Annotated in this window: 28 protein-coding genes; 13 read left to right on the top strand and 15 right to left on the bottom strand. The window is 73.5% G+C overall.

The genetic code is table 11. From position 1 onward, the window contains the following. Positions 1–82: 82 nt before the first annotated feature. The gene (locus tag ACBJ59_RS13850; RefSeq protein ID WP_375110548.1) at positions 83–253 is read left to right on the top strand and encodes a DUF3073 domain-containing protein; all 171 of its coding nucleotides are present in this window, start codon (positions 83–85) and stop codon (positions 251–253) included. Here the strand turns inward: ACBJ59_RS13850 and ACBJ59_RS13855 are convergent. Beyond that, a complete protein-coding gene (locus ACBJ59_RS13855) occupies positions 216–1,496 on the bottom strand; it encodes a cytochrome P450 (RefSeq protein ID WP_375110550.1) in 1,281 nt (426 codons plus the stop codon). The two genes, ACBJ59_RS13850 and ACBJ59_RS13855, sit on opposite strands and share 38 nt — an antisense overlap. A 65-nt stretch (positions 1,497–1,561) precedes the next feature. Between ACBJ59_RS13855 and ACBJ59_RS13860 the strand changes: the two genes are divergently transcribed. Both ACBJ59_RS13860 and ACBJ59_RS13865 read left to right on the top strand, forming a co-directional pair. Next, positions 1,562–2,158, top strand: coding sequence for a TetR/AcrR family transcriptional regulator (locus ACBJ59_RS13860; protein ID WP_375110552.1), 597 nt, complete (start codon positions 1,562–1,564; stop codon positions 2,156–2,158). A 141-nt stretch (positions 2,159–2,299) separates the two neighbouring features. Continuing rightward, positions 2,300–2,866, top strand: a complete 567-nt coding sequence (locus tag ACBJ59_RS13865) for an NAD(P)-binding domain-containing protein (RefSeq protein WP_364111822.1) — start codon at positions 2,300–2,302, stop codon at positions 2,864–2,866. 3 nt (positions 2,867–2,869) lie between these two features. On the opposite strand, the gene ACBJ59_RS13870 is transcribed toward ACBJ59_RS13865, so the two are convergent. From ACBJ59_RS13870 to ACBJ59_RS13895, 6 genes are all read right to left on the bottom strand, one after another. Next, positions 2,870–4,273, bottom strand: coding sequence for an LCP family protein (locus ACBJ59_RS13870; protein ID WP_375110553.1), 1,404 nt, complete (start codon positions 4,271–4,273; stop codon positions 2,870–2,872). Positions 4,274–4,475: 202 nt separating this feature from the next. Beyond that, entirely contained in the window at positions 4,476–4,742 is a 267-nt protein-coding gene (locus tag ACBJ59_RS13875) for a DUF6510 family protein (RefSeq protein WP_375110554.1), read from the bottom strand. Between the two features lies 1 nt (position 4,743). Beyond that, positions 4,744–5,469, bottom strand: coding sequence for a ferredoxin reductase (locus ACBJ59_RS13880; protein WP_375110555.1), 726 nt, complete (start codon positions 5,467–5,469; stop codon positions 4,744–4,746). Beyond that, positions 5,470–6,069, bottom strand: coding sequence for a sulfite oxidase-like oxidoreductase (locus ACBJ59_RS13885; RefSeq protein WP_375110556.1), 600 nt, complete (start codon positions 6,067–6,069; stop codon positions 5,470–5,472). It abuts the gene before it with no gap. Between the two features lie 106 nt (positions 6,070–6,175). Continuing rightward, complete coding sequence (locus ACBJ59_RS13890) at positions 6,176–6,838, bottom strand: response regulator (protein WP_375110557.1); 663 nt, start codon at positions 6,836–6,838, stop codon at positions 6,176–6,178. Continuing rightward, positions 6,835–8,037: a sensor histidine kinase gene (locus tag ACBJ59_RS13895; protein WP_375110558.1), complete on the bottom strand. Its 1,203-nt coding sequence runs from the start codon at positions 8,035–8,037 to the stop codon at positions 6,835–6,837. The genes ACBJ59_RS13890 and ACBJ59_RS13895 overlap by 4 nt, the downstream gene beginning before the upstream one ends. Before the next feature lie 192 nt (positions 8,038–8,229). Between ACBJ59_RS13895 and ACBJ59_RS13900 the strand changes: the two genes are divergently transcribed. From ACBJ59_RS13900 to ACBJ59_RS13910, 3 genes are read left to right on the top strand one after another with little or no spacing between them, the layout of a single operon-like run. After that, on the top strand, positions 8,230–9,279 hold the full coding sequence (locus tag ACBJ59_RS13900; RefSeq protein ID WP_375110559.1) for a carboxymuconolactone decarboxylase family protein: 1,050 nt from the start codon (positions 8,230–8,232) through the stop codon (positions 9,277–9,279). Further along, the gene (locus ACBJ59_RS13905; protein ID WP_375110560.1) at positions 9,276–9,680 is read left to right on the top strand and encodes a hypothetical protein; all 405 of its coding nucleotides are present in this window, start codon (positions 9,276–9,278) and stop codon (positions 9,678–9,680) included. Before ACBJ59_RS13900 ends, ACBJ59_RS13905 begins: the two co-directional genes overlap by 4 nt. Continuing rightward, complete coding sequence (locus ACBJ59_RS13910; protein WP_375110561.1) at positions 9,677–11,137, top strand: multicopper oxidase family protein; 1,461 nt, start codon at positions 9,677–9,679, stop codon at positions 11,135–11,137. The genes ACBJ59_RS13905 and ACBJ59_RS13910 overlap by 4 nt, the downstream gene beginning before the upstream one ends. Before the next feature lie 79 nt (positions 11,138–11,216). On the opposite strand, the gene ACBJ59_RS13915 is transcribed toward ACBJ59_RS13910, so the two are convergent. Next, positions 11,217–11,687 carry an MSMEG_6728 family protein gene (locus ACBJ59_RS13915; RefSeq protein ID WP_375110562.1) on the bottom strand — a complete coding sequence of 157 codons (471 nt, stop codon included), beginning with the start codon at positions 11,685–11,687 and terminating at the stop codon, positions 11,217–11,219. A 73-nt stretch (positions 11,688–11,760) separates the two neighbouring features. On the opposite strand from ACBJ59_RS13915, the gene ACBJ59_RS13920 reads away from it, so the two are divergent. After that, positions 11,761–14,037 carry a xanthine dehydrogenase family protein molybdopterin-binding subunit gene (locus ACBJ59_RS13920; RefSeq protein ID WP_375110563.1) on the top strand — a complete coding sequence of 759 codons (2,277 nt, stop codon included), beginning with the start codon at positions 11,761–11,763 and terminating at the stop codon, positions 14,035–14,037. Between the two features lie 68 nt (positions 14,038–14,105). Next, entirely contained in the window at positions 14,106–14,807 is a 702-nt protein-coding gene (locus ACBJ59_RS13925) for a DUF2267 domain-containing protein (protein WP_375110564.1), read from the top strand. Between the two features lie 169 nt (positions 14,808–14,976). Here the strand turns inward: ACBJ59_RS13925 and ACBJ59_RS13930 are convergent, their stop codons facing one another. Together ACBJ59_RS13930 and ACBJ59_RS13935 are read right to left on the bottom strand one after the other, a co-directional pair. Beyond that, complete coding sequence (locus tag ACBJ59_RS13930; RefSeq protein WP_375110565.1) at positions 14,977–15,282, bottom strand: DUF2795 domain-containing protein; 306 nt, start codon at positions 15,280–15,282, stop codon at positions 14,977–14,979. Further along, on the bottom strand, positions 15,279–15,461 hold the full coding sequence (locus ACBJ59_RS13935) for a hypothetical protein (RefSeq protein WP_375110567.1): 183 nt from the start codon (positions 15,459–15,461) through the stop codon (positions 15,279–15,281). The genes ACBJ59_RS13930 and ACBJ59_RS13935 overlap by 4 nt, the downstream gene beginning before the upstream one ends. A 195-nt stretch (positions 15,462–15,656) precedes the next feature. On the opposite strand from ACBJ59_RS13935, the gene ACBJ59_RS13940 reads away from it, so the two are divergent. Both ACBJ59_RS13940 and ACBJ59_RS13945 read left to right on the top strand, forming a co-directional pair. Continuing rightward, positions 15,657–16,124: an ATP-binding protein gene (locus ACBJ59_RS13940; protein WP_375110568.1), complete on the top strand. Its 468-nt coding sequence runs from the start codon at positions 15,657–15,659 to the stop codon at positions 16,122–16,124. A gap of 2 nt (positions 16,125–16,126) precedes the next feature. After that, positions 16,127–16,264 carry a hypothetical protein gene (locus ACBJ59_RS13945; protein ID WP_375110569.1) on the top strand — a complete coding sequence of 46 codons (138 nt, stop codon included), beginning with the start codon at positions 16,127–16,129 and terminating at the stop codon, positions 16,262–16,264. On the opposite strand, the gene ACBJ59_RS13950 is transcribed toward ACBJ59_RS13945, so the two are convergent. Then, positions 16,227–17,627: an MFS transporter gene (locus ACBJ59_RS13950; RefSeq protein ID WP_375110570.1), complete on the bottom strand. Its 1,401-nt coding sequence runs from the start codon at positions 17,625–17,627 to the stop codon at positions 16,227–16,229. The genes ACBJ59_RS13945 and ACBJ59_RS13950 overlap by 38 nt on opposite strands. An 85-nt stretch (positions 17,628–17,712) precedes the next feature. Here ACBJ59_RS13950 and ACBJ59_RS13955 point away from each other — a divergent pair, with 85 nt between their 5' ends. The 3 genes from ACBJ59_RS13955 (at position 17,713) to ACBJ59_RS13965 (ending at position 22,229) form a co-directional block, all read left to right on the top strand. Then, on the top strand, positions 17,713–18,693 hold the full coding sequence (locus ACBJ59_RS13955) for an Lrp/AsnC family transcriptional regulator (RefSeq protein WP_375110571.1): 981 nt from the start codon (positions 17,713–17,715) through the stop codon (positions 18,691–18,693). Between the two features lie 78 nt (positions 18,694–18,771). Further along, positions 18,772–19,995, top strand: coding sequence for a hypothetical protein (locus tag ACBJ59_RS13960; protein ID WP_375110572.1), 1,224 nt, complete (start codon positions 18,772–18,774; stop codon positions 19,993–19,995). A 23-nt stretch (positions 19,996–20,018) separates the two neighbouring features. Then, positions 20,019–22,229 (top strand): polysaccharide lyase 8 family protein, encoded by a 2,211-nt coding sequence (locus ACBJ59_RS13965; RefSeq protein ID WP_375110573.1) that lies wholly within the window; start codon positions 20,019–20,021, stop codon positions 22,227–22,229. Here the strand turns inward: ACBJ59_RS13965 and ACBJ59_RS13970 are convergent, their stop codons facing one another. The 4 genes from ACBJ59_RS13970 to ACBJ59_RS13985 are packed head-to-tail and all read right to left on the bottom strand — an operon-like array spanning position 22,230 to position 26,510. Next, positions 22,230–24,374: a peptidase domain-containing ABC transporter gene (locus tag ACBJ59_RS13970; RefSeq protein ID WP_375110574.1), complete on the bottom strand. Its 2,145-nt coding sequence runs from the start codon at positions 24,372–24,374 to the stop codon at positions 22,230–22,232. Beyond that, positions 24,371–24,553 (bottom strand): hypothetical protein, encoded by a 183-nt coding sequence (locus tag ACBJ59_RS13975; RefSeq protein WP_375110575.1) that lies wholly within the window; start codon positions 24,551–24,553, stop codon positions 24,371–24,373. The genes ACBJ59_RS13970 and ACBJ59_RS13975 overlap by 4 nt, the downstream gene beginning before the upstream one ends. Further along, positions 24,550–25,509, bottom strand: coding sequence for a TIGR04500 family putative peptide maturation system protein (locus tag ACBJ59_RS13980; protein ID WP_375110576.1), 960 nt, complete (start codon positions 25,507–25,509; stop codon positions 24,550–24,552). Before ACBJ59_RS13980 ends, ACBJ59_RS13975 begins: the two co-directional genes overlap by 4 nt. Further along, positions 25,506–26,510, bottom strand: a complete 1,005-nt coding sequence (locus ACBJ59_RS13985) for a hypothetical protein (protein ID WP_375110578.1) — start codon at positions 26,508–26,510, stop codon at positions 25,506–25,508. Before ACBJ59_RS13985 ends, ACBJ59_RS13980 begins: the two co-directional genes overlap by 4 nt. Positions 26,511–26,565 lie beyond the last annotated feature (55 nt).

A 26,565-nucleotide genomic window follows, 5' to 3' on the forward strand; every position in this document is an offset into this window, starting at 1 on the left:
CAGACTAATCCAGCGCAGTTGCATAATTCTTCAAGTCGTAACGTTGTTGGATAGCATGGACAGCGGGGACTAGGGAGTAGCCATGGGCCGAGGAAGAGCCAAGGCGAAGCAGACGAAGGTCGCTCGCCAGCTGAAGTACACCAACCACAACATCGACTACGACCGGCTTCGCGAGGAGTTGGGCGCGGACACGCGACGCGAGGACCGCTACCCGCCTACGCCGTCCGAGCAGGAGTCCGAGCGCGGGCGATGACTCGGGTCAGCTTCGCGGGTGCCAGGGTGACGTTTTTCAGCCGCCTGGCCTCTGGTGCCTGATCGGGCGCCGTGAGCTCCAGGCGGTTCAGCACCTCGCGGATGATGACGCGCATCTCCAGGAGCGCCAGTTGCGCTCCGACGCAGAAGCGCCGCCCGCCGCCGAAGGGCATCCAGGCCCTGCTCTGGTGCCCTTCCAGGAAGCGTTCAGGACGGAACTGTCCGGGCGTGGGGAAGGCGGCGGGATCACGGTGCACGAGCGGGATGTACGGTCCGGCGTACCATCCGGCCGGGATCTCGTAGTCACCCAGCCGCAGCGGGGCGTCGAGCAGCCTCGGCGCTTCGTAGACGACGGGCCGCACCCGTAGCACCTCCTTGACCACGGCGTCGAGGTAGGGCTCGTCGTCCGGCAGCCGCCGCAGGATCTCGGGCATGCGCAGGAGCCGCTCGAAGGCCCAGGCCAGGCCGGTCGCGGTTGTCTCGTGCCCGGCGATGAGCATGGTGATCAGCTCGTCGCGGATCTCCTGGTCGTCCAGCTCGGTCTCCAGCAGCCGGCCGAGCACGTCGGTCCCGCCGGGTGCGGCACGGCGGCGGCGGATCTCGTCGAACAGGATCGAGTCCACCTCGGCGCGCAGCCGCAGGAACCGGCCGTACGACAGGAACGGCACCCGGCCCACGGGCCCGCGCAGCCGCTCGGGCAGCATGGTCGACTGCATGGAGCCGCCGGTCTCGATCAGCTCGGGCAGCAGCGCGCGCAGGCGGCCGATGCGGCCGGCGTCCCTGATGCCGAAGATCAGCCGGATGATGATCTCCAGCGTGATCTCCTGCATGCGGTCGCGCAGGGCGAACGGCCTGCCCAGCGGCCAGGTCCCGATCTTCTCCGCCGCGATCGCGGCGATGTCGTCGTGGTAGCCGGCGACCTGCTTGGCGCGTAGCGGCGGGTTCAGCGTCTTGCGGTGCCGCCACCACGGGTCGCCGTCCAGCGTGAGCACCGAATGCGCGCCCACCATGTGCTCCAGGAAGTCCCGCCGCGCCTCGCCCGCGCGGCCGCCGCCCTGGTCGGTCCGGTAGACCTGCTCGGCGAGCTCGCCTGTGGTCACGTAGACCTCCGGCGGGAAGCCGGAGTAGCGGACGGTGAAGATCGGCCCGAACCTGCGGTGGTAGCGCTCGAACGCCCGCGGCGCGTCGGCCATGAACCACGCGGTCTGCACGACCGCGGGCAGCCTCGGTCCCGGAGGGATCATCGTCGTCTCCTCTTATAGATGTACGTACGTCATAGACGCTCGTATACATCTGTAGCATGGATCCCGTGGCACGAACAGACGCCGGTGGATACCGCGAACGGCTGCTGGCGGGAGCGGTGAGCTGCCTGCAGGAGAAGGGCTATGCCCACACGACCGCCCGAGACCTGGTGGCCGCCTCCGGCACCAACCTGGCCTCCATCGGCTACCACTTCGGCGGCAAGGACGCGCTGCTCAACGAGGCCATCGCCACGGTCTTCGAGCAGTGGACCGAGCGGGTGGAGAAGTCGGTCTTCGGCGCCGAGCTGGGCAGCCCCAGGGAGATGCTCGAACGCGCGATGGCCGAGCTGGTCGACGCGTTCGAGGAGCTGCGGCCGCTGCTCGTGCTCTGCGTCGAGGGCTACCCGGCGGCGCTGCGCGCGCCCGTGCTGCGGGAGAAGCTGGCCGACGCCTACACGCGCAGCCGCGTGGCGGGCGCCGACATGATGCGGCGGGCGGCGGCGGAGCTCGGGGTCGAGCTGCCGATGGCGCCCGAGGTGATGGTGTCGGTGCTGGTGGCGATCTCGGACGGGCTGATGCTGCAGTGGCTCCTCGACCCGGCCGCCACGCCGGACTCCCGCCAGGTCGTCGACGCCCTCGGCGCGCTGGGCGCTCTCGTCACCTGAGCCGGCGCCCTGGCCGTCGTCGGCAGGCAGCCCCGCCGGGCGTTCCCATCACCTGATGGGAGGCGCGGGGCAAAGGTCTCTCCTGTGAGGAATGTCACCGGCGGGTCTGGGCAGATCCCCGGATGACGAGGAGATCGAGACATGCGCATAGGAATCGTGGGTTCCGGAAGGCTGGGCTCGCCGCTCGGCCGCCTGCTCGCGGTGGCGGGCCACGACGTGTTCTTCAGCGACGCCGAGCCCGCCCGGGTGGCGGCCGCCGCGGGAGCCGCCGACGGCCAGGCCCGGGGCGGCTCGCCGCTCGAGGCCATCCGGTTCGGTGAGGTCGTCGTCCTGGCGGTCGGGTGGGAGGCGTTCCCGGCCGTGGTGGAGGAGCTCGGCGACGCGCTCGCGGGCAAGATCGTCGTCGACCCGAGCAACCCGATCGGCGAGCGGGACGGCGCGGCCGTGGTGGTGGCCGTGCCCGGCGGGCTGACCAGCCCGCAGTACCAGCAGCACGTGCTCGGCACCGACGTGCGCCTCGTGCGTACGTTCAACACCAAATACCCCAACGAACTGCTGGAGCTCGGCACCGCCGGGCAGCGGGGCGGTCCGCGGGCCGACATGCCCTACTGGGGCGACGACGACGGGGCCAAGAAGGCCGTGGTGCCGCTGATCGAGGACGCCGGGTTCACCGCCATCGACGGGGGCGGCCTGTCCGAGGCCCTCTGACCGTCAGGTCGCGCAGGTGTCGTGGGTGGCGTCGAAGCCCTTGATCGCCTCCGTGTCGTCGGCGCGCAGGGGCTTGAGGCCCTGCCAGTCGTCCCCGACGACCAGCACCAGCCGGTTGGTACGGGCGGCCGCCACCTGCCTGGGAGCGGCCTTCAGGAGGTCGCCGGAGAGCGTCGGCACGCGGGTCTCGCCGTTCGGGCCGTAGAGGATCGTGGTCTTCGCCTGCGGCTTGCGGGCCGTGTCGCCGATCTTGGAGATGTGATAGCCGCGCTGCTCCAGGAAGGCGGCCACCTGGGTGCCCAGCCCCGTGCGCCAGGTGCCGTTGCGCAGCTCGACCTGGATCTTCGAGCGGCCCACCTTGGCCTGGCCGCCCTTGACGCCCTCGACGCTCTGGTCCTTTGCCACGATCTGGAAGAGCCGGCCCGCCTGCGGCTGCACCCACTCCACCCGGCCGGGCTGGGTGAGGGAGTAGTGCCACGGCGTGGTGATGAAGCGGATCTTGCCGGCATCGATCCCCTGAAGGCTGGTCGCCAGGTCCTTCATGACGCCGAAGGTCAGCCCGCGGTCGGTGGTGACGGCCTTGGTGCCCGCGTCGAGGATGCCCCAGAGCTTGGCGGGGTCGGTGAGCGTCTCGCCGCTCATCACCTTCTTGACCATCGAGGCGATGAACATCTGCTGCCGCTGGATGCGCCCGATGTCGGAGCCGTCGCCGAGGCTGTAGCGGGCGCGTACGTAGCCGAGCGCCTGCTCGCCGTCGAGCGTCTGCCGGCCGGCCGGCAGGTGCAGCAGGGCCTTCTTGTCGTTGACCGGCTCGGGCAGGCAGACCTCGACGCCGCCGACGGCGTTCACGATGCCCTTGAAGCCGGTGAAGTCCACCTTCACGAAGTGGTCGATGTGGACGTGGGTGAGCGACTCGATCGTCTTCCAGGTGCAGCCGATGCCGCCGGAGTTGAACGACTCGTTGATCATGCCGAGGTGCGCCCGCTGCCCCGGGAAGGCCCCGGTGGCGCGGCAGGCCGGGAGCTGGACGAGCGAGTCGCGCGGGAAGCTGACGACCATCGCGTTGTCGCGCTTGGACGACACGTGGACCAGCATGATCGTGTCGGTGCGCTCGCCCGCGACCCGGCCGTATCTGGCGTTCTTGCCGTCGCGCTGGTCGGAGCCGACGACCAGGACGTTCATGGCGGTGCCGGCGACCTTGGGCGGGCGGGTGGCGCCGAGATCCTCGGCGGTGACGTCGTCGTGCTTGATGTTGCCGGTCAGCCGGGCGAAGACGCCCACCGCCGCGCCGACGACCAGGAGGACCACGGCCACCGTGACCGCGATCGCCCAGCGCAGCCAGGGACGGCGACGCCGCCGGGGCGCGCCGGGCTCGGAAGGCGGCGCGTCGACAAGCCCGCTGCTCACGTGACTCCAACAGGGACGGGGCCGAGGGCCGCCGCCCATGGCCAAGAGCCTCGCCGTACAGATCTCGGCCGTTGAACGTGCCCGATCGTACTCGGTCGGGCACGATCCCGCGTCCCCAGTCAGCTCACTCGGTCAACCCATCCGGTCAACCCATCCGGTCAACCCATCCGGTCAACCCAGCCGGTCGGCTCAGCCGGTCGACTCAGTCGGGGACGTTCATCCGCAGGGACACCGTGCCGCGCAGGTCGAGCCAGGCCGTGCCGGGGGCGCGTACCAGCCTGAGGACGACCTCCTCGCAGCCGGGGCAGCGGGCCACCAGGCCGGGGTCGGGGCCGTACACGCGGAGCGAGGCGACCGGGCCGGTCAGGCCGCAGCTCGCGCAGCGGCCGGTCGCGGAGGTCACGTCCACCGCGAAGATCTCGCCCAGCGGGCCCGCCAGCACGTTGCCGTCCAGGTGTTCTGCGGTCATGTCAGCCTCCGGTGGGACCGAAACGTTCGGTTCGGATGCGCTCGGGGGCGTGCCCGAGCGCGAGCAGCAGGTCGGCCGCCGCCTCCACGAAGGCCGTGGGCCCGCAGACGTAGCAGTCGGGCTCGAACGAGGCCGGCCAGCCGCCCTCGGCCAGGTCGTCCAGCATGATGCGGCCGGCCGGGCGGGACAGCCCGTCCGGCGCCGACCTGGTGTAGAGGTAGGTGAGGTCGAGCCCCGGGTCCGGGCGGCGCAGCTCCTCGGCGTAGTAGCGGCGCTCGGGGTCGCGCAGGGAGTAGATCAGGCGGAACGGCACGCGGCTGCCCGCCAGCCGGCGCGCCCTGATCATGGCCATCAGCGGCACGATCCCCGACCCGCCGCCGACCAGGAGCACCGGCGCCTTGCTCTCCGTACGCCAGACGAACCAGCCGCCCACGGGCCCGCGGATCTCGATCTGGTCGCCGACCTCCATCACGTCGGTCAGGTACGGCGACACCTCACCGTCGGGCACGGTCTCCACGGTCAGCTCGACCAGGTCGCCGTCGGCCGGCGCGGCCAGCGAGTAGCTGCGCTGCGCCGTGTAGCCGTCGTCGGCCGTCAGCCGCACGTCGACGTGCTGGCCCGCCAGATGTCCCGGCCAGCCGGGCATCCGGAAGCGCAGCGTGCGGGCGCTGGAGGTTTCGGCCACGCTCTCGACCAGCTCGGCCGGCCGCCAGACCAGGCGGCGCACCTAGTCGCCCTCGTAGCGCTGCTCGCGCCACGGGTCGCCGTAGTTGTTGTATCCGGCGGTCTCCCAGAAGCCGGGCCAGTCCTCGTTCAGCAGCCGGATGCCGCGCACCCACTTGGCCGACTTCCAGAAGTACAGGTGCGGGACGATCAGCCGGGCCGGCCCGCCGTGCCGGGGCTCCAGCTCCTCGCCGTCGAAGCGGTGCGCGATCCACGCCTGGCCGTCGAGGAGGTCCTCCAGGGGCAGGTTCGTGGTGTAGCCGCCGTAGGAGTGGACCAGCGCGTATTCAGCGGCGGTCTCGACGTCCTCGAAGAGCACGTCGAGGGAGACGCCCTCCCACGTGGTGTCCAGCTTCGTCCACTTGGTGACGCAGTGGATGTCCACCGTGGGAGTCTCGCTGGGCAGCGCCATGAACTCCGCCCACGACCACCGGTGCGTCTGCCCCGCCTCGGTGTCGATGGCGAACTCCCACCGGTCCGGCGGGATCCGTGGCGTCGGCCCCGCCGACAGCACGGGGAAGTCCTCGACCAGGTATTGGCCGGGCGGCAGCCGATCGCCCGCGTCTCTGCGCTTCCCCTGAAAACCCCGCGAAATGATGCCCACATCGCCTCCCCGAGCCCCATTTCACCACGCATGCCGCGGAAGGGCGGCACCGACCCGCCCGTGGAGTCACCGACCCGCCCGTGGCCTCACCAACCCGCCCGTGCGGTCAACGACCCGCTCGTGGCGTCACCAGGCCGGACTCGTAGGCGAAGACCACGAGCTGGGCGCGGTCGCGGGCGCGCAGCTTGGTCATGGCCCTGCTGACGTGCGTCTTGGCGGTGGTCGGGCTGATCACCATGTGCGCGGCGATCTCGTCGTTCGACAGGCCGCGGGCGACCAGCGCGGTCACCTCGCGCTCGCGGTTGGTGAGCACGTCCAGCCCCTCGGGCTCCGGCTCCGGGCGGCGGGCGACGTACTCGCCGATCAGGCGGCGGGTGATCGCGGGGGACAGCAGGGCGTCGCCGCGGGCCGCCACCCTGACGCCCTGCAGCAGGTCCTCGGGCTCGGTGTCCTTGACCAGGAAGCCGCCGGCGCCCGCCCGGAGGGCGTCGAAGACGTACTCGTCGAGGCCGTAGTTGGTGAGGATCACCACGTGGACGTCGCTGAGCCGCTCGTCGGCGGCGATCCGCCGGGTCGCCTCGATGCCGTCCATCACGGGCATCTGCACGTCGACGAGCGCCACGTCGGGCAGGTGCTCCAGGGCCAGGGCGATGGCCTGCTCGCCGTTCGCGGCCTCGGCCACCACCTCGAAGTCGTCCTCGGCCTCCAGCAGCGCGCGGAAGCCGCCGCGGATGAGCGCCTGGTCGTCCACGAGCAGCACGCGGATCACGTCGGGTCCCCCATGGTGAGCTCCGCGGGCACCCGCAGCGGGAGCTCCGCGCGTACGGTGAAGCCGCCCTCGGCGCGAGGCTCGGCCCGCAGCCGGCCGCCGAGGGCCGTGACGCGCTCGCGCATGCCCAGCAGGCCCACGCCGGGCGCGGGCGGCGCCTCCGCGCTGGCCGTGCCGTCGTCGTCCACCTGCACGACCAGCTCGTCGCCGCCGTAGTCGATGCGCACCGAGGCGGCGGCCCCGCCCGCGTGCCTGGAGACGTTGGTGAGCGCCTCCTGCACGATCCGGTACGCGGCCCGGTCCACCTCGGCGGGCAGCTCCCGGCGCCGGCCGGAGATGGTCACCGTGGCGGGCAGGCCGGTCGAGCGGGCCCGGTCCACCAGGTCGTCGAGCCGGTCGAGGCCGCTGGCCGCGGGCACGCCCTCCTCCTGGCCGGGGTCGCTCTCCGAGCCGTCCCTGTCGTCGGTGTCGCGCAGCACCTCCAGTGTGGCGCGCAGCTCGCGCATGGCGTCCCCGCTGGCCTCCTGGATCGCCAGCAGCGACGCCGGCACCTCGTCGCCGCGCTTGCGCGCCAGATGAACGGCCACCCCGGCCTGCACCTTGATGACCGAGATGCAGTGGGTGAGCGAGTCATGCAGCTCCCTGGCGATGCGCAACCGCTCCTCGCCCGCCCGGCGGCGGGCGACCTCCTCCCGGGTGCGCTCGGCCTCCGCCGCGCGCTGCTCGGCCTGCTCCAGGTACGCCTGCCGGTGCCTGGTCACCGTCCCCATCACCGCGGCGGCCAGGAACCAGCCCAGCAGCAGCGTCGTGTTCTGCACGATCGTCTGTGGGTCGCCCCCGGGGGTCTTGGCCAGGTTCACCGCCAGGGTGGTGCCCAGGAAGGCCACGCCGGCCAGCGTGGGCAGCAGCCTGCGGCCCGTACGCACCGAGCCGAACACCGCCACGAGCACGGGGAAGGCGACGGGCGGGCCCGGCTGCGCGTGAGCCGAGTAGACGAGCATGCAGATCGTGCTGACCACCAGCGGCACGAGAGGTGCCCGGCGCCAGCCGACGAGTGCGGCCGAGCCGATCAGGACGGCGACGAAGTCGATGGTCCCCGCGCTGGGGTTGACCACCACGGTGAGCCACAACATGGCGCCCACGACGACTGCCAGAGCCGCGTCCGTGGCGAGAGGGCGCCATCCGCGCACAAAGCTCATTCCTGCACATTAGAGCCTGTACGGGGAAACGTCCCTCGGCGCCCGGGCGGATTTCGGCACTACTCCCGGGGATGTACCCGCGCCGATCCTGCGCCCCGGGCGGTAGGGCAGAAGACGCCTCGCGCACGACGACCGGCGGCGGGTGCCGGCAGCACGATGTGCGCTTATGGACACGATCCACCTCGGGGGCCGATGATGGCCGGCTCCTTCCGTTACGTCACCCCGGTTGCGCCGCAGGCCGCGACCGGCCGGATCGCCGGGGTGTACGCGCAGCTCGCGAACGACTTCGGCCTGGCACGCATGCCGGTGTTCCTCACCCTGTCGCCGGCGGAGGAGGTGCTGGCCGCGACGTGGGCCCTGCTGCGCGAGTCGCTGCTGGCCGGGCGGGCGCCCAGGACCGGCAAGGAGGTCGTGGCGCTGGGCGTCTCGATGGCGAACCGGTGCCCGTACTGCGTGGCCGCGCACACGACGCTGCTGCACGCGACCGGCGAGCACCGGCTGGGGGAGAGCATCGCCCGGGGCGACACGCCGGAGGACCCGGTACACGCCGCGCTGCTGGCCTGGGCTCGGGGCGGCGGGGCGCCGCCGTTCCCCGCCGAGCTCGCGCCCGAGTACGTCGGCACCGCGCTGGCCTTCCACTTCATCAACCGCATCGCCTCGGCGCTGCTCACCGAGAACCTGCTGCCCGCCAACCTGCAGAAGTCACGCCTGGTCAGGAGCGTGGGCGGCCGGGCGATGGCCCGCTTGGTGCGCAGGCGGCTGCCTCCGGGCGCGAGCCTGCCGCTGATCTCGGGCCTGCCCGCCGGGCCCGAGCCGGCCTGGGCCGCGGGTGCTCCGGCCGGGACCGCCTACGCCGCCCTCCGGGCCGTCGCGGAGTCCGGCGGCGAGCTGCTCACCGACGCCGCGCGGGCTCTCGTGCGGGAGACGGTGGCGGACTGGGACGGGGAGCATCCGCCGATGGGGAACGCCTGGCTGGACGGGCCGCTGGCCGCCCTGCCCGACGGGGGCCGGGCAGGGGCCAGGCTCGCCCTGCTCGCCGCGCTCGCCCCGTACCGGGTGACGGACGCCGACGTGGCCGCCTGGCGCGGCGCCCGCCCGGACGAGGACGTGGCCGCCTGGCCTGGCACCCGCCCGGACGAGGACCTCGTACGGCTCTGCGCGTTCGGCGCCATCACGGCCACCACGCACGCGGAGCCCCGCCTTACCGCAAGCACCGAAGCACCGTTGGGAGACCGATCATGACCGCGCAACACACCTTCGCCGCCCGGCCCGCACCGACGTCCTGGACCGTACAGACGCTCAAGGCCGTGGTGGTCCTGCACGTCGTCGCCCTGCTGTTCCAGGCCGTGACGGCGGGCATGCTCCTGTCCACGCCCGGCGGGCGCGCGCTGCACGCCGCCTCGGGCATGGCCCTGGCCGTCATCGGAGTGCTCCACCTGGTGGCCGCCATCCTGGTCTGGCGCCCGGGCCGCGGGTCCGGCAGGTTCATCGCGCCGGCCGCGCTGCTGCTGCTGTTCACGGTGGTGGCGGCGATCCTCGGCGAGATGCATGTGAAGACCGTTCACCTGCCTCTCGGGGTGCTGCTGTTCGGCGGCGGCGTGGCCCAGCTCTTCCGGGTCATGGCCCGGCCGGGAACGGCATGACCCCCACCAGGCGCGACATGCTACGGCTGCTCGGGCTCGGCGCCCTGACGGCGACCGCGGCCCAGGGGTGCTCGCTGATCGCCGGCACCCCGCAGCCGCAGCTCCTGACCAGCGCGGCGCCGCTGCCCAAGCCGTACGCGGTGCCGCTGCCGGTCCCCGAGGTCGCCAAGCCCGTCCGCAGCTCGGGCGGGGTGGACTTCTACGAGCTGACCGAGCGGGCGGCCGAGGCGGAGCTGCTGCCGGGGCTGCGGACGCCGATCTGGGGGTACGGCGGCACGTTCCCCGGCCCCACCATCCAGGCCCGCAGCGGGCGGCGCACGGTCGTGAAGCTGATCAACCAGCTCGGCGAGCCGACCGTCCTGCACCTGCACGGCGGTCACACCCCGCCCGAGTCCGACGGCTACCCCACGGACCTGGTGGCGCCGGGAGCCTACCGGGAATACGTGTTCCCGCTGGAGCAGCGGGCGGCCACGCTCTGGTACCACGACCACCGCATGGACTACACCGGCCCGCAGGTCTGGCGGGGGCTGGCGGGGATGTTCCTGATCGGCGACGCGGAGGAGGCGGCGCTGCCGCTGCCCGCCGGGGAGCGCGACCTGCCCCTGCTGATCTGCGACCGGTCGTTCGCGGCCGACGGCACCATGGTGTACCCGGCGCAGGAGGGGCGGCCGGGGGTGCGGGAGGCGTACATGGGGGGCGTGCTCGGCGACGTGATCCTGGTCAACGGGGCGCCGTGGCCGGAGCTGCGGGTGGCCAGGGCGCGTTACCGGCTGCGACTGTGCAACGCCTCCAACGCGCGGGCGTACGAGCTGTCCACCGGCGGGGCGATGGTGCGGATCGGCAGCGACGGCGGGCTGCTGGCCGCGCCGCGCACCGTGCGGCAGCTCAGGCTGGCGCCGGGCGAGCGGGCCGACGTGGTCGTGGACTTCTCCGCGTACAAGGTGGGCCAGCAGGTCGAGCTGCGGAACCTGGCGGGGGAGGGCGCGCAGGCCAGGGTGATGCGGTTCGCGGTGGACCGCGACGAGGCCGACGACTCGGCCGTGCCGGGGCGGCTGTCCACCGTCGAGGCGCTCGACCCGGCGAAGGCGACGGTGACGCGGGACTTCGATTTCAGCAGCGGCAGCATGCACGGGGGGACCGGCTGGCTGATCAACGGCAGGCCGTTCGACGCCAAGCGGATGGAGGCCAGGCCCAAGCTCGGCGACATCGAGGTCTGGCGGCTGACCAGCGACGTCGCGCACCCGGTGCACCTGCACCTCGACGCCTTCCAGGTGCTGTCGGTCAACGGCGAGCGCCCGCAGGGGCCACCCGAGTGGAAGGACACCGTCGAGCTGCGCGACGCGCAGACCGTCGAGATCGTCACCCGCTTCACCGACTACCGGGGCCGGTACGTCCTGCACTGCCACAACCTCGAACACGAGGACATGGCCATGATGGCCGCCTTCGAGGTGGTGTGAGCGGTCAGCCGGTCAGCCGGTCAGAGCGGCCGGCCGGTCAGCCGGTCGGCGCGGTCAGCCGGGGAGGCGGTGGGAGCGGTCAGCCGGGGAGGCGGTCGGAGCGCGGCCAGACGTAGTCCAGGTCGTCCGGCTCGTCGCCGAAGATCGGCCGGTAGAAGCCCGGGTCCTTGCGCAGGAGCGCCGAGCGGTGGCTGAGGTGCAGCTTCTCGTCGCCCAGCCAGGGCGGCAGCTCGCCGGCCGCCGCCAGCTCGGCCTGCGGGCGCACGCCGGCCGTGCCCCGGTGCGCGGCCAGGTCCGCCGTCATCGTGGCGGCGCAGGTGTCGGCCCGGCCCAGGGAGCACCAGTGGCCGCACATCTCCAGGCCGTAGCGTACGAGCGCCTCCTCGTAACCAGCCCACATCTTGACGACGGGATGGTGGCGCCAGCCGTACCCGGGGACGGTGAGGGCGCGCAGGATCTGCAGGGTCTCGACCCGCTGCTTGCCCAGCCGCAGCGGGTCGAGGACCGCAGCTGTGGCCGCAAAGTCCGGATATGGCAGGAAAGTCTGCATCAGTACCCCCGCTGACGTGCTCCTTCTCGCGGATCGTATAGACCGCCCGGCAGGTGGCGCTCACAATCAGGCCATGGGAGACGCGTATGTCGGCGCGCGGACGCCGCGACGGGAAGACGCCAGACTGCTGATCGGTAAGGGCAGGTACGTCGGAGGGGTCCGGCTGCCGGACATGGCCAACGCGTACGTCGTACGCAGCCCTATCGCGCACGGCCGGCTGATCGGCTGCGACGCCAAGGCGGCCTGGGCCGTCGACGGGGTGCTCGACGTCATCACCCCCGCTGAGGCCGCCGGCCTCCGCCTGCCGTGCGTCAACGTGATGCCCGGCCAGAGCCTCACCTCCTACCCGGTGCTGGACGAGGCGATCAGGTACGTCGGCCAGCCGCTCGTCCTCGTCGTCGCCCGCACGCCGCAGGCCGCCAGGGACGCCGCCGACGTGCTCGACCTGGAGCTGGACGAGCTGCCCGCGACCGTCGGCGCCGAGCGGGCGCTGGCCGGCGACGCCCCCCTGCTCTACCCCGACCTGGGCAGCAACCTGATCTCCGACTACACGATGGGGGACGACGACTGCCTGGCCGCCGTGGAGGGGGCCGAGCACGTCGTCGAGATGACGTTCAGGACGGGCCGGGTCTCGCCGTACCCGCTGGAGCCGCGCGGGGTGGTGGCGGCCTACGCCGACGAGGAGCTGACCGTGCACATCTCCTCTCAGGCCCCGCACCACGTGCGCGAGCACCTGGCGGACGCGCTCGGGCTCACCCACGACCGGGTACGCGTGATCAGCCGCGACACCGGCGGCGGGTTCGGCGCCAAGGAGCACGTCTACCCCGACGAGGCGCTCGTCTGCCTGGCCGCGATGCGCTCTGGCCGCCCGGTGAGCTGGACGGAGTCGCCGGGCGACCGGCTGGTCGCCACGCTGCCGGCGCGGCAGGCGGTGCACCGGGCGCGGCTGGCGCTGGACGGCGACGGGCGGTTCGTGGCGATGTACGTGGACGTGCTCGGCGATCTCGGCGCCCACCCCTCGAACTCCGGCGGCTCGACGTTCGCGGTCACGGCCACGCTGCTGCCGGGTCCCTACCGGTTCGACCGCTTCGCGGTGCGCGTGCGCGGTGTCGTCACCACGACCACCCCGACCGGCTCCTACCGCGGCTTCGGCCAGCCGGAGGGCACCCTGACCAGGGAGCGGCTGATCGACGAGGCGGCGCGCAGGCTCGGGATCGACCGGGTCGAGCTGCGGCTGCGCAACATGTTGCGGCCGGACGAGCTGCCGTACACGACGCGGGTGTACCAGACGTACGACTCCGGCGACTACCCCCGTGCCCTGCTCACCCTGCGCGACCTGGTGCGGCCGGTCACCAAGGACGACGGGCGCCGGCGCGGCGTGGGCTACGCCTGCCACGTCGAGTCGACCGGCATGGGGCCCTCGATGGACATGAAGGCCATCGGCATGGCGGCGGGCGGCTACGAGACGGCGGTCCTGCGCATGGACCAGGACGCGTCGGTGGTCGTGTCCTCGGGGGTGGTCGCGATCGGGCAGGGCATCGAGACGACGCTGGCCCAGCTCGCGGCCGACCGGGTGGGGGTGCCCATCGAGCGGGTGCGGGTGGTGCTGGGCGACACGGCGGCGACGCCGTACTCGTCGGTCGGGTCGATCGCGAGCCGCTCGCTGCCGCTCGGCGGCGGGGCGCTCGTCCGGGCCGCCGGGCGGCTGCGCGACAAGCTGCTGGCCATCGCCGCGCACCGGCTGGAGGCGGCGGCCGGCGACCTGGAGATCGCCGACGGGGCCGTGCGGGTGAAGGGCGACCCGCGGGCCTCGGTGACGCTGCGGGAGCTGGCCACGTCCGCGTGGCGCGGCTGGGACCTGCCCGAGGGCGTCGCCCCGGGCCTGGAGGAGCGGGTGAGCTACGACCCGCCGGGCTACACGTTCGCGTACGGGGCGCACGCGGCGGCCGTGGCCGTCGATCCCGATACCGGGGCCGTCGAGGTGGAGGGCTACTGGGTGGTCAACGACTCCGGCGTGCTGGTCAACCCGGCCGTGGTGGAGGGGCAGATCCGCGGCGGCGTGGCCCAGGGGATCGGCGAGGCGCTGACCGAGGAGATCGTCTACACCGACGACGGCCAGCCGATCATCGACTACTACCCGCCGACCACGCGGGAGGTGCCCGACATCGAGGTCGTGCTGATGGAGACGCCCTCGCCGGTCACGCCGGGCGGCATGAAGGGCGTCGGGGAGTCCGGCACGATCGGCCCGCCCGCGGCCATCGCCAACGCGGTCGCCGCCGCCCTCCCGGAGGCCGCCGGCAGGGTCACCGACGTGCCCCTGACCCCGGCCGTCGTGTGGTCCCTGCTGTAGCCGCGGGTCCAGGTGTCGAGGGCCCTGACCTGGGAACGAGGAGCCTGAACGCCGGATCGGGGGACACCATGGAATACCAGGAGCTGCTGGCTTCGATCGGCCGCATGACGGGTCTGGGGTCCGGACCGGCCAGGGCGGCCGCCGAGGCCACGCTGACCACGCTGGCCCGCACGCTGGACGAGGAGGACCGGCGTGAGCTCATCGACGCGCTGCCGCCCGAGCTGACCAACGACTTCCCCATGGACCGCCCGGGCAACGACGGCACGGAGGAGGGCTTCGTCCGGCAGGCCGCCCTGCTCGGCCGCCGCCCGCCCGAGCAGGCCAGGATCAGGGCGCAGGCCGTGCTCGCGGCGCTGGCCGAGCAGGACCCCGAGCTCGTGGCCCGGCTGCACATCCCCGAGCAGGTACGAGGGCTCTTCGCGCCGCCCGAGAGCGGTGGCGGCATCACCGGCCCCAAGGGGCACAGCGCCCCGCTGACTTCGTCCGAGATCGACTCGGCGCTGCGCTCGCTGCCGATGTGGAGCGGCGACCGGTCCGGGCTGCGCCGGGTCATCGCGCTGCCGCGGGAGAACCTGCGCGCGGTCCGGCGCGCGCTCGACCGGCTCAAGGTCACCTACGGCCGGCAGCCGCAGCTCCACGACACCGCCGACGGGCTGGCCATCCTGGTGCGCACGGTGTCGGTCGGGGCGGTCACGGCGCTGGACGTGGCGCTGGCCAGGAGGGTGGACGCGCTGATCGAGGAGATCGGCGCCGGCATCGGCCGTCCCTGACCGGCGGCGCTGATGATCGACTGCTCCTGACCGGCGGCGCTGATGGGGGCGGCCCCACCGCCCGCCCTGACGGGGCGGCCCTGAACCGGTGGCGCTGATGGGGGCGGCCCTGACCGGCCGCCCGCTCTTCCGACCTCCCAGGCCGTCGTCGCTCGGACGGCCCAGGAGGTCACACCTCGTCTATGGGCTTGGGCCGGGACGGGCGCATGCTCTCGGCCAGCCCCGCCCTGCGGCCCTGCCGGCGGTGCTGCTGGACGCGCTCGTTCACGGTACGGTCCGGCGCCGGGTCGACGGGCACCGAGCGCAGCACCTCCGCCATGCTCGCGTAGTCGCCGAGCGGCAGTGACCGCAGGGCCCGCTCCGCGACCTCGACGGCCCCGTGGGAGCGGGCGTGCGCCACGATGCTCTCCTTGTCGGCCGGGAAGTCGAGACTGTTCAGCGCGTCGGCGACGGGACGCGTGTCGTGCAGCTTCATGTTGACCCCCTGGTGAGGTCTTCGAGGTCCTTGCCCGCCTCCGACAGCGCCTGCTCCAGCGCCATGCGCCCGGCGGGCTTGGGCGGTGCGGGCCGCGGGCCGCGCTCGGCCGGTCTGCGGGCGGCGTCTTGGCGGGGCTTGGAGTCGGTCTTGGGTGCGTTCTCGTCAGGACTGCTCATGCGGGTGTCCGTACCCGGCCCGGTGCTGCCGTTTCGAGCGGCTGGCAAAAGAATGATGATTTCTCGCCGAAAAATCGACCCAAAACGCCTTCCCGTACGTACACGTTTCGACAGCGGTGTACGTCAACCCATAGGTAGGTCCTCTTGTTGAGCGAAATGCGCATTCGCTGCCCCTCAGCCCAGGAGAGAGAAGCCATGAGCAGGCTGCGATCGACTCACCGGAGCCGGAAGCAGTACGCGTGGCCGCTGCGCGAGGACGCACGGACAGTCCGTCACGCACGAGCCATCATTCGCGCGGAATTGTCGGAACTCGCCCTTTCTTCCGAACTCGTGGACGACGCCGTCCTCATGGTGAGCGAATTGATCACCAATGCCCTCATGTACGGTGACAGCCCGTACGAACTCGGTCTTCACGTGGACGCGAAAGAGATCATGTGCGTGGTGGTCGACAGCAGCCCGCTGCTGCCCGCCCCGGCGCCTCCCGACCTGGCGGCCGAGCACGGGCGCGGGCTGCGCATCATAGCCAGGCTCTCCGACGGCTTCTACGGCTGCCACCCCCAGCGCTACGTCACCCAGCCCGACCTGGTCGGGAAGGCCACGTGGTTCGCGCTGCCGCGCCAGGGCACGCCCGGCAACGTGGTGCCGATCAGAGCCGGCGTCTAGGTTTGTCGCCGCTGTCCTCCATCTCCTGGCTCGACATCCGCGACGGCGTGGTCGGCGTCTCCGACCGGCACCACGGCGTGGTGGTCGAGCTGCCCCGCCAGGTCACGCGCGCGGCGCCGCCGGGCGTCCCCTCGGGGTGACGGCCACCAGGACCAGCAGGCCCGCCACGATCCCGGTGACCGCACTGGCCCGGTAGACGTCGTTGAGCGCGGCGTACGCGGCCATGCCCTGCTCAGGGCCGTCCTGGTACAGGATGCCGAGCCCGGCGATGCCGAGCGCGTACCCGAGTTGCCTGACCGTGTTGACGGTGCCCGCGGCCATGCCCGCGCGCTGGGGCGGCGCGTACGCCATGGCGGCCGAGCTGAGCGCCGGGACGGCCAGGCCGACGCCCACGCCGGTGACGACCAGGCCGGGCACCAGCGCGGTCCAGGCGGAGTGCGCCCCGAGCAGGCCCTGCAGGAACGCGCCCGCGCCGATCAGCAGCAGCCCGCCGCCGACGGCGCCGCGCGGGGACAGCCGGGGGAGCAGGCGGGCCGAGGCCACGGAGACCACGAGGGAGGAGGCGGCCATCGGCGACAGCGCCAGCCCGGCCATCACGGGGCCGAGCCGCAGATCCTGCTGCAGCCAGATCGAGGTGAAGGCCAGGCAGGCGAACGCGGCCGGCATGAGCAGCGCGGCCCCCGCCATGATGCCGCTGAACGACCGCCCGGCGAACAACCTCAGGTCCAGCATGGGGTTCGCGCCGCGCGTCTCCGCGACGAGGAAGGCCGCGAGCGCCACCGCCGCCACGGCCAGCGGCACCAGCGTCTGACCCGCCGCCCAGCCGTGCTGGCCGGCCTCGATGAGCCCGTACGTGAGCGCGCCCGCCGCCACCGTGAACGTGACCATCCCGGCCCGGTCGAGCCGGGCCCCGCCGGGCAGGCGCGACTCCTCGACACCGCGCAGGGTCAGCCAGGCGGCGACCAGGCTGAGGGGCAGGTTCACCAGGAAGATGGCCCGCCAGTGCAGGTGCTCGGTGAGCAGGCCGCCGAGCACGGGAGCGACGGCCGCGGCGGCCCCGTTCACGCCGCCCCACACGCCGAACGCGATGCCGCGCTGCCTGCCGTGGTAGGTGGCGCTGATGAGGGCGAGGGTCGTGGCCATCATGGCCGCGGCGGCGGCGCCCTGCAGCACGCGGGCGGCCAGCAGCAGGCCGCCGTTGGGCGCCAGGCCGCAGGCGAGCGAGGCCAGCGCGAAGACCGCCAGCGCCGCCAGGTACACCTTGCGCCGGCCCGTGTGGTCGGCGAACGACCCGGCGGCCAGCAGCAGGGCGGCCAGGGCCAGCGCGTAGCCGTCCAGCAGCCACTGCCCGCCGGTGAAGGACATGCCCAGGTCGGTGGTGATGCCGGGCAGGGCGACCATGACGATGGTCACGTCCACGAGGAGCATGAACGCGCCCAGGCAGGCGGCCACCAGGGGTGACCAGGGGACGGTCCCGGTCTCGGGTGCGTACGTTCGAGTCATGGCGACCACGGTCGGGCCTGACGGCGGATATTCACCAGTCGAAGCCCGGATTCTGGTGGATTTCCGTACGGCATAGCCTGTGGTGGTGGAAAACATCGAGCTGGACGAGGTGGATCGGGGACTGCTGCACGCGCTGCAGGTGGACGGGCGGGCCCCGTTCAGCCGTATCGGCGAGGTGCTCGGGGTGTCCGACCAGCGAGTGGCCCGCCGCTACCGGCGGCTGCGCTCCAGCGGCATGATGCGGGTGGTCGGCGTCGTGGACGGGCGGCGGCTCGGCTACGAGTCGTGGGCGATCAGGCTGCGCTGCACCCCCGACGCCGCGCCGGCGATCGCCGAGGCCCTCGGGAGGCGGCCCGACACGTTCTGGGTGCACCTGCTGTCCGGCGGCACGGAGATCTCCTGCGGCACGCTGCAGCGCACGCCGCGGGAGCGCGAGTCGTTGCTGCTGCACAAGCTGGCCCGGACCAACCGGGTGCTGTCGGTGTCGGCGCACCGGACCCTGCACCTGTTCGTGGGCGGGCGGATCGGCTGGGCGGGCCTGGCCGCGCTCTCACCGGACCAGGTGGCGCACCTGGCGGGCGCGCGGCTCTACCGGCGGCGGGGCGAGGGCGAGCGGGTCGTGCTCGGCTCCGGCGACCAGGCGCTGCTGGACGCGCTCTCGGTGGACGGCCGGACCGGCTACGCGGACCTGGCGGCGGTGACGGGCTGGTCGGAGTCGACGGTCAAGCGGCGCATGGAGCAGCTCTGCTCCGCGGGCGCGCTCTTCTTCGACATGGACGTGCTGCCCACGCTGCTCGGTTACCGGGTGGAGGCACAGCTGTGGATGTCGGTGCCGCCGGCCGAGCTCGACGCGACCGGGCGGGCGCTGGCCGGGCATCCGGAGGTGGCGTTCGCCGGCGCGACGACCGGGCCGACCAACCTGACGGCCAGCATCGTGTGCCGTGACGACGCGGAGCTCTACCGCTACCTGACCGACAGCCTGGGCGCGCTGCCCGCGATCCGGCACATCGAGACCGGGCCGATCATCAGGACCATCAAGCGGGCGGGGGCCGTGCTGCCCGTCTGACGGTGGGGCAGGCACTACCGGCGGTTGGGCGGAGCACAGGCTGGGGGCCGAGCGCCGGAATTCGTAGCGTTTCGAGCCATGAAGACTTCCATGAAGACCCGGCTGCTCGCCCTGGCCTGCGCCGGGCTCGTGCTGGCCACCGCGACCGCCCCGGCGGCGCTGGCGGCGACCGGCGCTCCCGCCGCGCACACCGTGACGATCGACGACAGGGGCTCGATCGTCTCGGCGAACCTGCTGGCCCGGTTATCGGCCGAGCAGGTCACCGCCTACCTGACCGGCGCGAAGTTCCCCGTGCCCGCCCGGCCGCAGGGCGCCGACCTGTACGCCGTCGTCTACCGCACCATCGGGGTGGACGGGACGCCGACCACGGCCAGCGGCGTCGTCGCGCTGCCCGCCAGGTCCAGGAAGGGGCTGTGGACGGTCAGCTACGGGCACGGCACGCTGCCCACCAAGGCGGGCGCCGGGTCGGTGGCGGACGGGGACGGGCGGGCGGTGCCGCTGATGTTCGCCGCCGCGGGGTTCGCCGGGGTGGCGCCCGACTACCTCGGTCTGGGCACGGGGCCCGGCTTCCACCCGTACATGGACGCGGCCACCGAGGCGTCGGCCTCCGCCGACCTGCTGCGGGCCGCGGGGGAGCTGGCCCGGCGGCAGGGACGGACGCTGAGCGGCGACGTGCTGGTCACCGGCTTCTCCCAGGGCGGGCACGCGGCCATGGCACTGGGCAAGTCGCTGCGTGACGACCCGGAGTACCGGCTGCGGGCGGCGGCGCCGATCGCGGGGCCGTACCACGTGCGCAGGGCCGAGCTCCCCGCGTTGCTCGCCGGCCGCCTCGACCCGCACAGCGCGACGTTCTACCTGGCCTACTGGACGGTCTCGATGAACCGGCTGCACCACTTCTACGACTCTCCGTCGGAGGTGTTCCGCGACCCGGGGGTGGAGAAGTTGTTCGACGGCCACCACAGCTTCGACCAGATCGCGGCCGGGCTGCCCGCCACGCCGCGCGACCTGGTCACCGCCGCGTACCTGGAGCGGATCGCCAAGCCGTCCGGGGCGGTGCTGCGGGCGACGGAGGCCAACGACGCCACCTGCGCGGGCTGGCGGGCCGGCGTGCCGGTACGGCTGTTCGCCGGGCGCGGCGACAAGGACGTGGCGATCGCCAACTCCCGACTCTGCCTGCGCGACCTGCGGGTGAGCGGGGTCAAGGCGTCGCTCACCGATGTCGGCGACGTCGATCACATGACCTCGGCGTCCCGCTCGCTGCCACAGGTGCTCGACTGGTTCACGGGCCTGCGCCGTGGGTGACGGGCGTACGTGATAATCGAGGCGTGCGCCGGCCATCCAGGCGATCGTTCCTCCGGCTCGGCGGCGTGGCCGCGGCCGGGACCGTCGGGGCGCTGGCCCCCGCGCGGGCGGCGTACACGCCCGACGACACCTTCGTGCTGCTGCGCCGCCGCTGGCGGGAAGTGACGGCGGGGCCCGCGCCCGGCCCCGCGGCGGCGCCGCACCTCGCGCTGGGCCGGGCCGCCGCCCGCTACCGCGACACCATGGCGCCCCGGCCCGCCTCGCTCTGGCCCGACCAGGCGTTCCCGTCGTTCGTGGCCACGCCGCGGCGGTTACGCACCATGGCACAGGCATACGCGCTGGAGGGGACCGGGGTGACCGGCGACGCGGGTCTCGCCGAGGCCGTCGCCGAGGGCGTGGACCACTACCGGCGGCACGTCTACCCGGCCGGCGCCGGCGCGCCGGGCAACTGGTGGCACTGGGAGATCGGCGTGCCGAAGGCGCTGCTCGACGCCGCCGTGCTGACGGACCTCGGCGGGAGCCGGAGCGCGGCCCTGGCGGAGGCCGTCGACCACTTCGTGCCGGAGAACCGTCTCGGCCGCTACGGCGGCAACAGCACCGCCGCCAACCGCGTGGACCTGTGCGTGGTGACGCTGCTGCGGGCCATGCTCGACGACGACCACGGCAAGGCCGCGCTGGCGGTGTCGGCGCTGTCGCCGGTGTTCCCGACGGTCTCCGAGGGCGACGGTTTCTACCGGGACGGGTCGTTCATCCAGCACTCCTACGTGCCCTACCAGGGGGCCTACGGGGTGACGCTGCTGTCGGGGCTGGCCACGCTGTACGCGGTGCTGCGCGGTTCGCCGTGGGAGATCGCGGACCGGAGCGTCTTCGACCTGGTCGAGCGGTCGTTCGCGCCCTTCGTCCGCGACGGGGCCTGCATGGACCTCGTACGCGGCAGGGGGATCGGCCGGCGGCCCTTCGGCGACCACGAGCGCGGGCGGGAGATCGCCGCCGCGGTGCTGCTGCTGGGGGAGAGCGCCCCGCCGGTCCAGCGGGCGCGCTGGCACGCCATGGTCAAGGGGTGGGCGGCGCGCGGCACGTACCGGTCGATGCCGGCGCAGGCGGGGCCCGCCTTCCACACCCGCCTGGCGGCGATCATGGACGACGACGCCGTGCCCGCGGCGGCCGAGCCGCTCGGGCACCGGCTGCTGCCGATGAGCGCCAGGGCCGTGCACCGCGGTCCGGGCTGGTGCGCGGCGCTCAGCATGGCCTCGCACCGGATCGGCCACTACGAGCACGGCAACGGCGAGAACCTGCGCGGCTGGCACACCGGCTCGGGAATGCTCTACTGGTGGGCCGAGGGCCACGGCGACCACTACTCCGACTCCTTCTGGCCGACCGTGGACCCCTACCGGCTGCCGGGCACGACGGTCTCGACCCGGCGGCTGCCCGACGGGGCGGGCGCGGCCTGGGGCGACACCCGCACGCCGTGGCGCTGGGTGGGCGGCGCGACCGACGGCACGTACGCGGCCGTCGGCCAGCACCTGAGCGGCCTGGAGAGCACGATGGAGGCGTTCAAGTCGTGGTTCTTCCTGGACGACGCGGTGGTCTGCCTGGGCGCGGGCATCACCGGCGGGGACGGCGCGGCCGTCGAGACGGTCGTGGACAACCGCAGGACCGGGGCGGAGCTCACCGTGGGGGCGGGCTGGGCGCACGTCGAGGGCCACGGCGGCTACCTGGTGCCCGGCGGGCAGGCCCTGCGCACGCTCAGGGAGAGCCGGACCGGCGGCGGGGTGACCCGCGACTACGTGACGCTCTGGCTGGAGCACGGGGTCGATCCGCGCTCGGCGGGCTACTCCTACGTCCTGCTGCCCGGCGCGAGCCGCGAGGAGACGCGGGCCCGCGCCGCCGATCCCGGCCGGGTGCGGGTGCTGGCCAACACCGCACGCCTGCAGGCCGTCCACGTGCCCGCGCTGGGACTCACGGCGGCCTGCTTCTGGACCGCGGGGACGGCCGGCGACCTGACCGCCTCCGCCCCGTGCGCGGTCCTGGTCCGCGAGCGGCCCGGCGGGACCGCCACGCTGACCGTCGCCGACCCCCGGTGCGACCTCGACGAGCTGGCCGTGACCTGGGCCCGGCCGGTGGCGGAGGTGCTGGACGGCGACGCCCTCCTGGCCGGCGGCACGCTCAGGTTCGGGCGGACGGCCGGTCTGGAGGGCGCCTCGGTGACGGTCACCGTGCGGCTCGGCCTCTGATCAGCCCGCTCTGAGCACGGTCTGGGCGGCGACGAGCTCGGCGTACGCGCCGCCTCCGGCCATCAGCTCGTCATGGGTGCCGCGCTGCACGATCCGGCCCGAGTCCACCACCAGGATCAGGTCGGCGTCCCTGACCGTGCTCAGCCGGTGGGCGATCACGATCCTGGTCTGCACGAGCGCGCCGAGGTTGGCCTCGATGACCGCCTCGGTGGCGCTGTCGAGGTTGCTGGTGGCCTCGTCCAGCAGCAGGACCTTGGGCCGCGACAGCACCGCGCGGGCCAGGGCGAGGCGCTGCCGCTGGCCGCCGGACAGGCCGCCGCCGTCGGTGAGCATCGTCTCGTACCCCATGGGCATCGCCATGATCTCCTCGTGCAGGGCCGCCAGCCGGGCCGCGAAGACCACCCGGTCCAGGGAGGCGCCGGGGTCGTTCAGCGCGATGTTGTCCCTGATCGAGCCGTTGAACAGCGAGGGGTCCTGGGTGACCACGCCGAACTGGCGGCGCAGCGTACGCAGGTTCAGCTCGGCAGCCGGGACGCCGTCGTACCTGATCTCGCCCTCGACGGGGGTGTGCAGCGCGAGCAGCAGGCGGGCGAGCGTGCTCTTGCCCGAGCCGGACGCCCCCACCAGCGCGACCTTCTGCCCCGGCCGGATGGCGACCGAGACGTTCCGCACCGTCCACGGCCCCCGGGGGTCGTGGCGGAAGCTCACGTCGCGCAACTCGACCGCGCCGCGCAGCCGCAGCACCTCGATGCCGTCGCTCGGCTCCGGTTCGGAGGCCAGGATGTCCGACAGGCGGTCGAAGTGCGCGCCCGCCTGCTGCAGGCTCTGCAGTCCCGTCATCAGCGAGCCCAGCGGGGTCAGCGCGCCGAGCGCGACGGCGTTGAGCGCGATCAGCGTGCCCAGCGTGAGCTGCCCGTCCAGCACCCGCCAGGCGCCCAGCCACAGCAGCCCGAGCGGCGCCATCACCCGGATCGCCGACAGCGCCGCCTCCAGCAGCCCCCTGGTGAGCCCGCTCCGCACGTCGGCGTTGAGCTGCCTGGTGAAGTGCGCCGACCACTGCTCCACGGCCCGCCGCTCGGCCCCCGACGCCTTCAGCGTCTCGATCCCGCTGATCGTCTGGATGAGGCTGCTCTGCGAGGCGGACAGCGCGGTCAGCTCCTGCTGGGTGAGCGAGGCGATCCGGCGCGTGGTGCCCAGCAGCAGGACCGTCTGCACCGCGGCCACCCCGGTCAGCGCCAGCCCGAAGACGGGGTCCCAGAGGTAAACCAGCACGAGGTAGCCCACGGCGAGCGGCCCGTCCAGCAGCGCCGCGACGACCTGCCCGGTGAGGATGTCGCCGAGCAGGGACACGCTGGCGGCCCGCGTCATCAGGTCGCCCTTGCCGCGCCGGGTGAAATACCGGTACGGCAGCGCCACCAGATGACCGACCACCCCCTCGGTGAGCTCCTGGTCGGCCCTGGCCCGCACCGCGACCAGCAGCGCCGCCCGCAGATACCCGATCACGAACTGGGCCGCCCCCGCCAGCAGCACCGCGATGCCCAGCAGCGACAGCACCTCGGCCCCGCGCGACGGGACGATCGTGTCCACGAGCAGCCCGGAGAACAGCGGCAGCGCCAGCCCGAGCAGCTGCAACAGCAGCGAGGCGGCCACGATCTGCGCCAGCAGCCCCCTGCGCCGCCGGAACAACGTCCGGACGAACTCCCGCCGCCACGCGCTCGCCATCGACGACGACCCGCGCTGGAACCCCTCACCGGGCTCGAACACCAGCAGCACGCCGGTGAAGCCCGCGCCGAACTCCTCGGCGGTGAGCCGGCGCCGCCCCTGCGCCGGGTCCACGACGTCCACCCGGTCGGGCGACCAGCGCTCGACGACCAGGAAGTGGCCGAACTCCCAGTGCGCGACCGCCGGCAGCGGCACGCGCGCCAGGTCCTCCGGCGCCAGGGAGAAGGCCCGCGCCTTGAGCCCGTGCTCGCGGGCGCCGTCCACGACGGCCTTCGCCGTCAGCCCGTCCCGGCCGACCTGGAGCCGGTCGGAGACCTGGTGCAGGGTGGTGCGGTGGCCGTGGTGGCACAGCACCATGGCCAGGCAGGCCGCGCCGCACTCGGTGTCGGTGTTCTGCAGCAGGACCGGGACGCGGCGCATCATCGCAGCGCCCCCAGCGCCGGCACGACCACCGCGATCCCGGCCGCGAGCACGATCGCCACCGCGATCCACAGCGCGAGGAACGACGGCCCGCTGATCACCAGCGGCATCCGCGCCCCGGTACGCGCCCGCTCCCGCCCGCGCAGCGCCTCCTCCCGGTAGATCCGCCTGCGCCCGGTCATGACCAGTGCCACTCGACCCGGGCCGCGGCGCGGCGTCCGGCCAGCCAGCCGGCGAACGCCGCCCGCCCCGCGGCGGCCAGCGTCTCCGCGTCCGCCTCGGCCGGGCTCCTGGACAGCACGCGCCCGGTCAGGAACCCGCCCCCGGGCAACTCCTCGGGCCCGACCACCCGGCCGACCGGTGCGCCGCGCAGCGCCTCGGGCAGCTCGCCCTCCCACCGGGTGCCGACGGTCACCACCGCCTCCCCGTACGACGAGGGCTCCCCGTCCAGGTCCACCTTCTCCGGCCCGGTCGCCCAGACCGCCCGCACCCTGGCGAAGTCCGCCCGATGGGCGGCCAGATGCGCGCCCGCCAGCTCCGCCTCCTTGTCCAGCCGGAACCGCCGCCGCCGGGCGACCCCCGCGATGTACGTCTCGAACCGCTCCCCCGACATGCCCGCCGCCGCCATCCAGGCCAGCGTCGCGGCCCGGTCGTGCAACCCCCGCCCCCGCCGGAACTCGTCCGCCGTGGCCTGCAGATCCGCCGGGTCCACCGGCGCCTCCTCGTCCACCGCCGCGGCCAGCAGGCACTGGTCCACGATCTCCTGGTACGGCGAGGCGCCCCCGCGCGACAACGACCGCAGCATGGTCAGCGCCTGGGACACCGACAGGTCCACGTCGTCCACGCTGACCAGGTGCCCGGCCGCCCAGTGCGTGGAGTGGTCGACCAGGAACGGCACCCCGTCCTCCGGCGGCGCCGTCAGCGCCACCGTGCCGCCGCCGGGATGCTCAAGGACCAGGTCGTAGTCCACGACCTGGGTGCCGGGCCGCAGATCCACGATCAGCTGGGCCCGCACGTCCGGATACCGCCGGGCGTACGCGTCGGCGGCCCGGCGCGCGTCGGGCACGCCGGCGCGGCGGCGCGGCAGCGAGCGCAGCAGCTCGGTTCCCGACTCCAGGGCGTCGGCGAATCGGGTCAACGTTCTTCTCCGTCCATGAGCCAGGCCGCTATCGCGTCGCTGACGGGCAGCCCGGCCCAGAGTTCGACGAACCCCCACGCGCCGTTGGAGTTCAGCTCCAGGAACACGTACTCGCCGCCGGGCGTGACGATGAGGTCCAGGGCGGCGTAGGTGAGGCCGACGGCGGCGACCAGCCGGGCGCAGCGCCGGGCCACCTCGGCGGGCAGCCGGTGCGGCCCGTACCTGACGCGGTCGTTGTCGTAGTGCCGCCAGTCCTCATGCGCCGACGGAGAGTCGGAGGCGTCGATCTCCGCCGCGAGCACCCGCTCCCCGACGACGATCACCCGCAGCTCGACGGCCTTGTCCACGTACGGCTGGAGGATGACCGGCTCGTGCCGGAGCCGGTGCCGGGAGGTGAGGTGGCGGCGGTTGATCACGGTCGTGTACGCCCGGTGCGGCGCCCCGTCCACCTCGAACCGCTCGGCGGCGATCTGCTTGGCCACCAGCCGTCCCCCGGCCGCGTCGAAGGCGGTGGCCAGGCGTTCGGGATCGTTCGTGTAGGTGGTGTCGGGCACGGTGAAGCCGAGTTCGATCGCCCGCGCGAGGTGGAAGACCTTGTTGTGCGCGCGCAGCTCGTCCGCGCGGCGCCCGGGCAGCCATCGGGCGTCCAGCAGGCTCCACACGCCGTCGAGCAGCACCTCGGCCTGCAGCTCCGCGTGCGCCCGCTGGGTGGCGTCGCCCACCGCGTCCGCGCGGGGCCCGCTGGGGCGGCTGCGCCAGACCGCGGTCACCCGCGACAGGTCGACCAGCTCGGTGCCGGTGTCCAGCAGCAGCCGCCGCTCGCCCCCCGCGAACGCGGCGGTGATCCGGCTGCGCCCGGGGAAGTCGCCGTTGTCCCACCACAACACGGGCCACCGGCCCGCCGCGTCGCCGGAGCCCACCAGGTGGGCGCCGCGCCGCCGCAGCGCGGCCAGCACCCGCTCGGCGGCCCCGTCGCCGCGCTCGCTCATGATCAGAATCACTGCCCACTCCAAAAAAAGGCCGGGGCGGGCCCTGTCGGCTCACCCCGGCCGGGTC

The organism is Nonomuraea sp. MTCD27, assembly GCF_041950495.1.
Taxonomy (GTDB): domain Bacteria; phylum Actinomycetota; class Actinomycetes; order Streptosporangiales; family Streptosporangiaceae; genus Nonomuraea.

Bases quoted from the DNA above. Each gene is read 5' to 3' on its own strand.
- ACBJ59_RS13970 (WP_375110574.1), bottom strand. From the start codon at position 24,374: ATGATGCGCCGCGTCCCGGTCCTGCTGCAGAACACCGACACCGAGTGC.
- ACBJ59_RS13895 (WP_375110558.1), bottom strand. From the start codon at position 8,037: ATGAGCTTTGTGCGCGGATGGCGCCCTCTCGCCACGGACGCGGCTCTG.
- ACBJ59_RS13920 (WP_375110563.1), top strand. From the start codon at position 11,761: ATGGGAGACGCGTATGTCGGCGCGCGGACGCCGCGACGGGAAGACGCC.
- ACBJ59_RS13865 (WP_364111822.1), top strand. From the start codon at position 2,300: ATGCGCATAGGAATCGTGGGTTCCGGAAGGCTGGGCTCGCCGCTCGGC.
- ACBJ59_RS13855 (WP_375110550.1), bottom strand. From the start codon at position 1,496: ATGATCCCTCCGGGACCGAGGCTGCCCGCGGTCGTGCAGACCGCGTGG.
- ACBJ59_RS13850 (WP_375110548.1), top strand. From the start codon at position 83: ATGGGCCGAGGAAGAGCCAAGGCGAAGCAGACGAAGGTCGCTCGCCAG.
- ACBJ59_RS13900 (WP_375110559.1), top strand. From the start codon at position 8,230: ATGATGGCCGGCTCCTTCCGTTACGTCACCCCGGTTGCGCCGCAGGCC.
- ACBJ59_RS13950 (WP_375110570.1), bottom strand. From the start codon at position 17,627: ATGACTCGAACGTACGCACCCGAGACCGGGACCGTCCCCTGGTCACCC.
- ACBJ59_RS13875 (WP_375110554.1), bottom strand. From the start codon at position 4,742: ATGACCGCAGAACACCTGGACGGCAACGTGCTGGCGGGCCCGCTGGGC.
- ACBJ59_RS13935 (WP_375110567.1), bottom strand. From the start codon at position 15,461: ATGAGCAGTCCTGACGAGAACGCACCCAAGACCGACTCCAAGCCCCGC.
- ACBJ59_RS13930 (WP_375110565.1), bottom strand. From the start codon at position 15,282: ATGAAGCTGCACGACACGCGTCCCGTCGCCGACGCGCTGAACAGTCTC.
- ACBJ59_RS13910 (WP_375110561.1), top strand. From the start codon at position 9,677: ATGACCCCCACCAGGCGCGACATGCTACGGCTGCTCGGGCTCGGCGCC.
- ACBJ59_RS13915 (WP_375110562.1), bottom strand. From the start codon at position 11,687: ATGCAGACTTTCCTGCCATATCCGGACTTTGCGGCCACAGCTGCGGTC.
- ACBJ59_RS13905 (WP_375110560.1), top strand. From the start codon at position 9,276: ATGACCGCGCAACACACCTTCGCCGCCCGGCCCGCACCGACGTCCTGG.
- ACBJ59_RS13925 (WP_375110564.1), top strand. From the start codon at position 14,106: ATGGAATACCAGGAGCTGCTGGCTTCGATCGGCCGCATGACGGGTCTG.
- ACBJ59_RS13975 (WP_375110575.1), bottom strand. From the start codon at position 24,553: ATGACCGGGCGCAGGCGGATCTACCGGGAGGAGGCGCTGCGCGGGCGG.
- ACBJ59_RS13940 (WP_375110568.1), top strand. From the start codon at position 15,657: ATGAGCAGGCTGCGATCGACTCACCGGAGCCGGAAGCAGTACGCGTGG.
- ACBJ59_RS13960 (WP_375110572.1), top strand. From the start codon at position 18,772: ATGAAGACTTCCATGAAGACCCGGCTGCTCGCCCTGGCCTGCGCCGGG.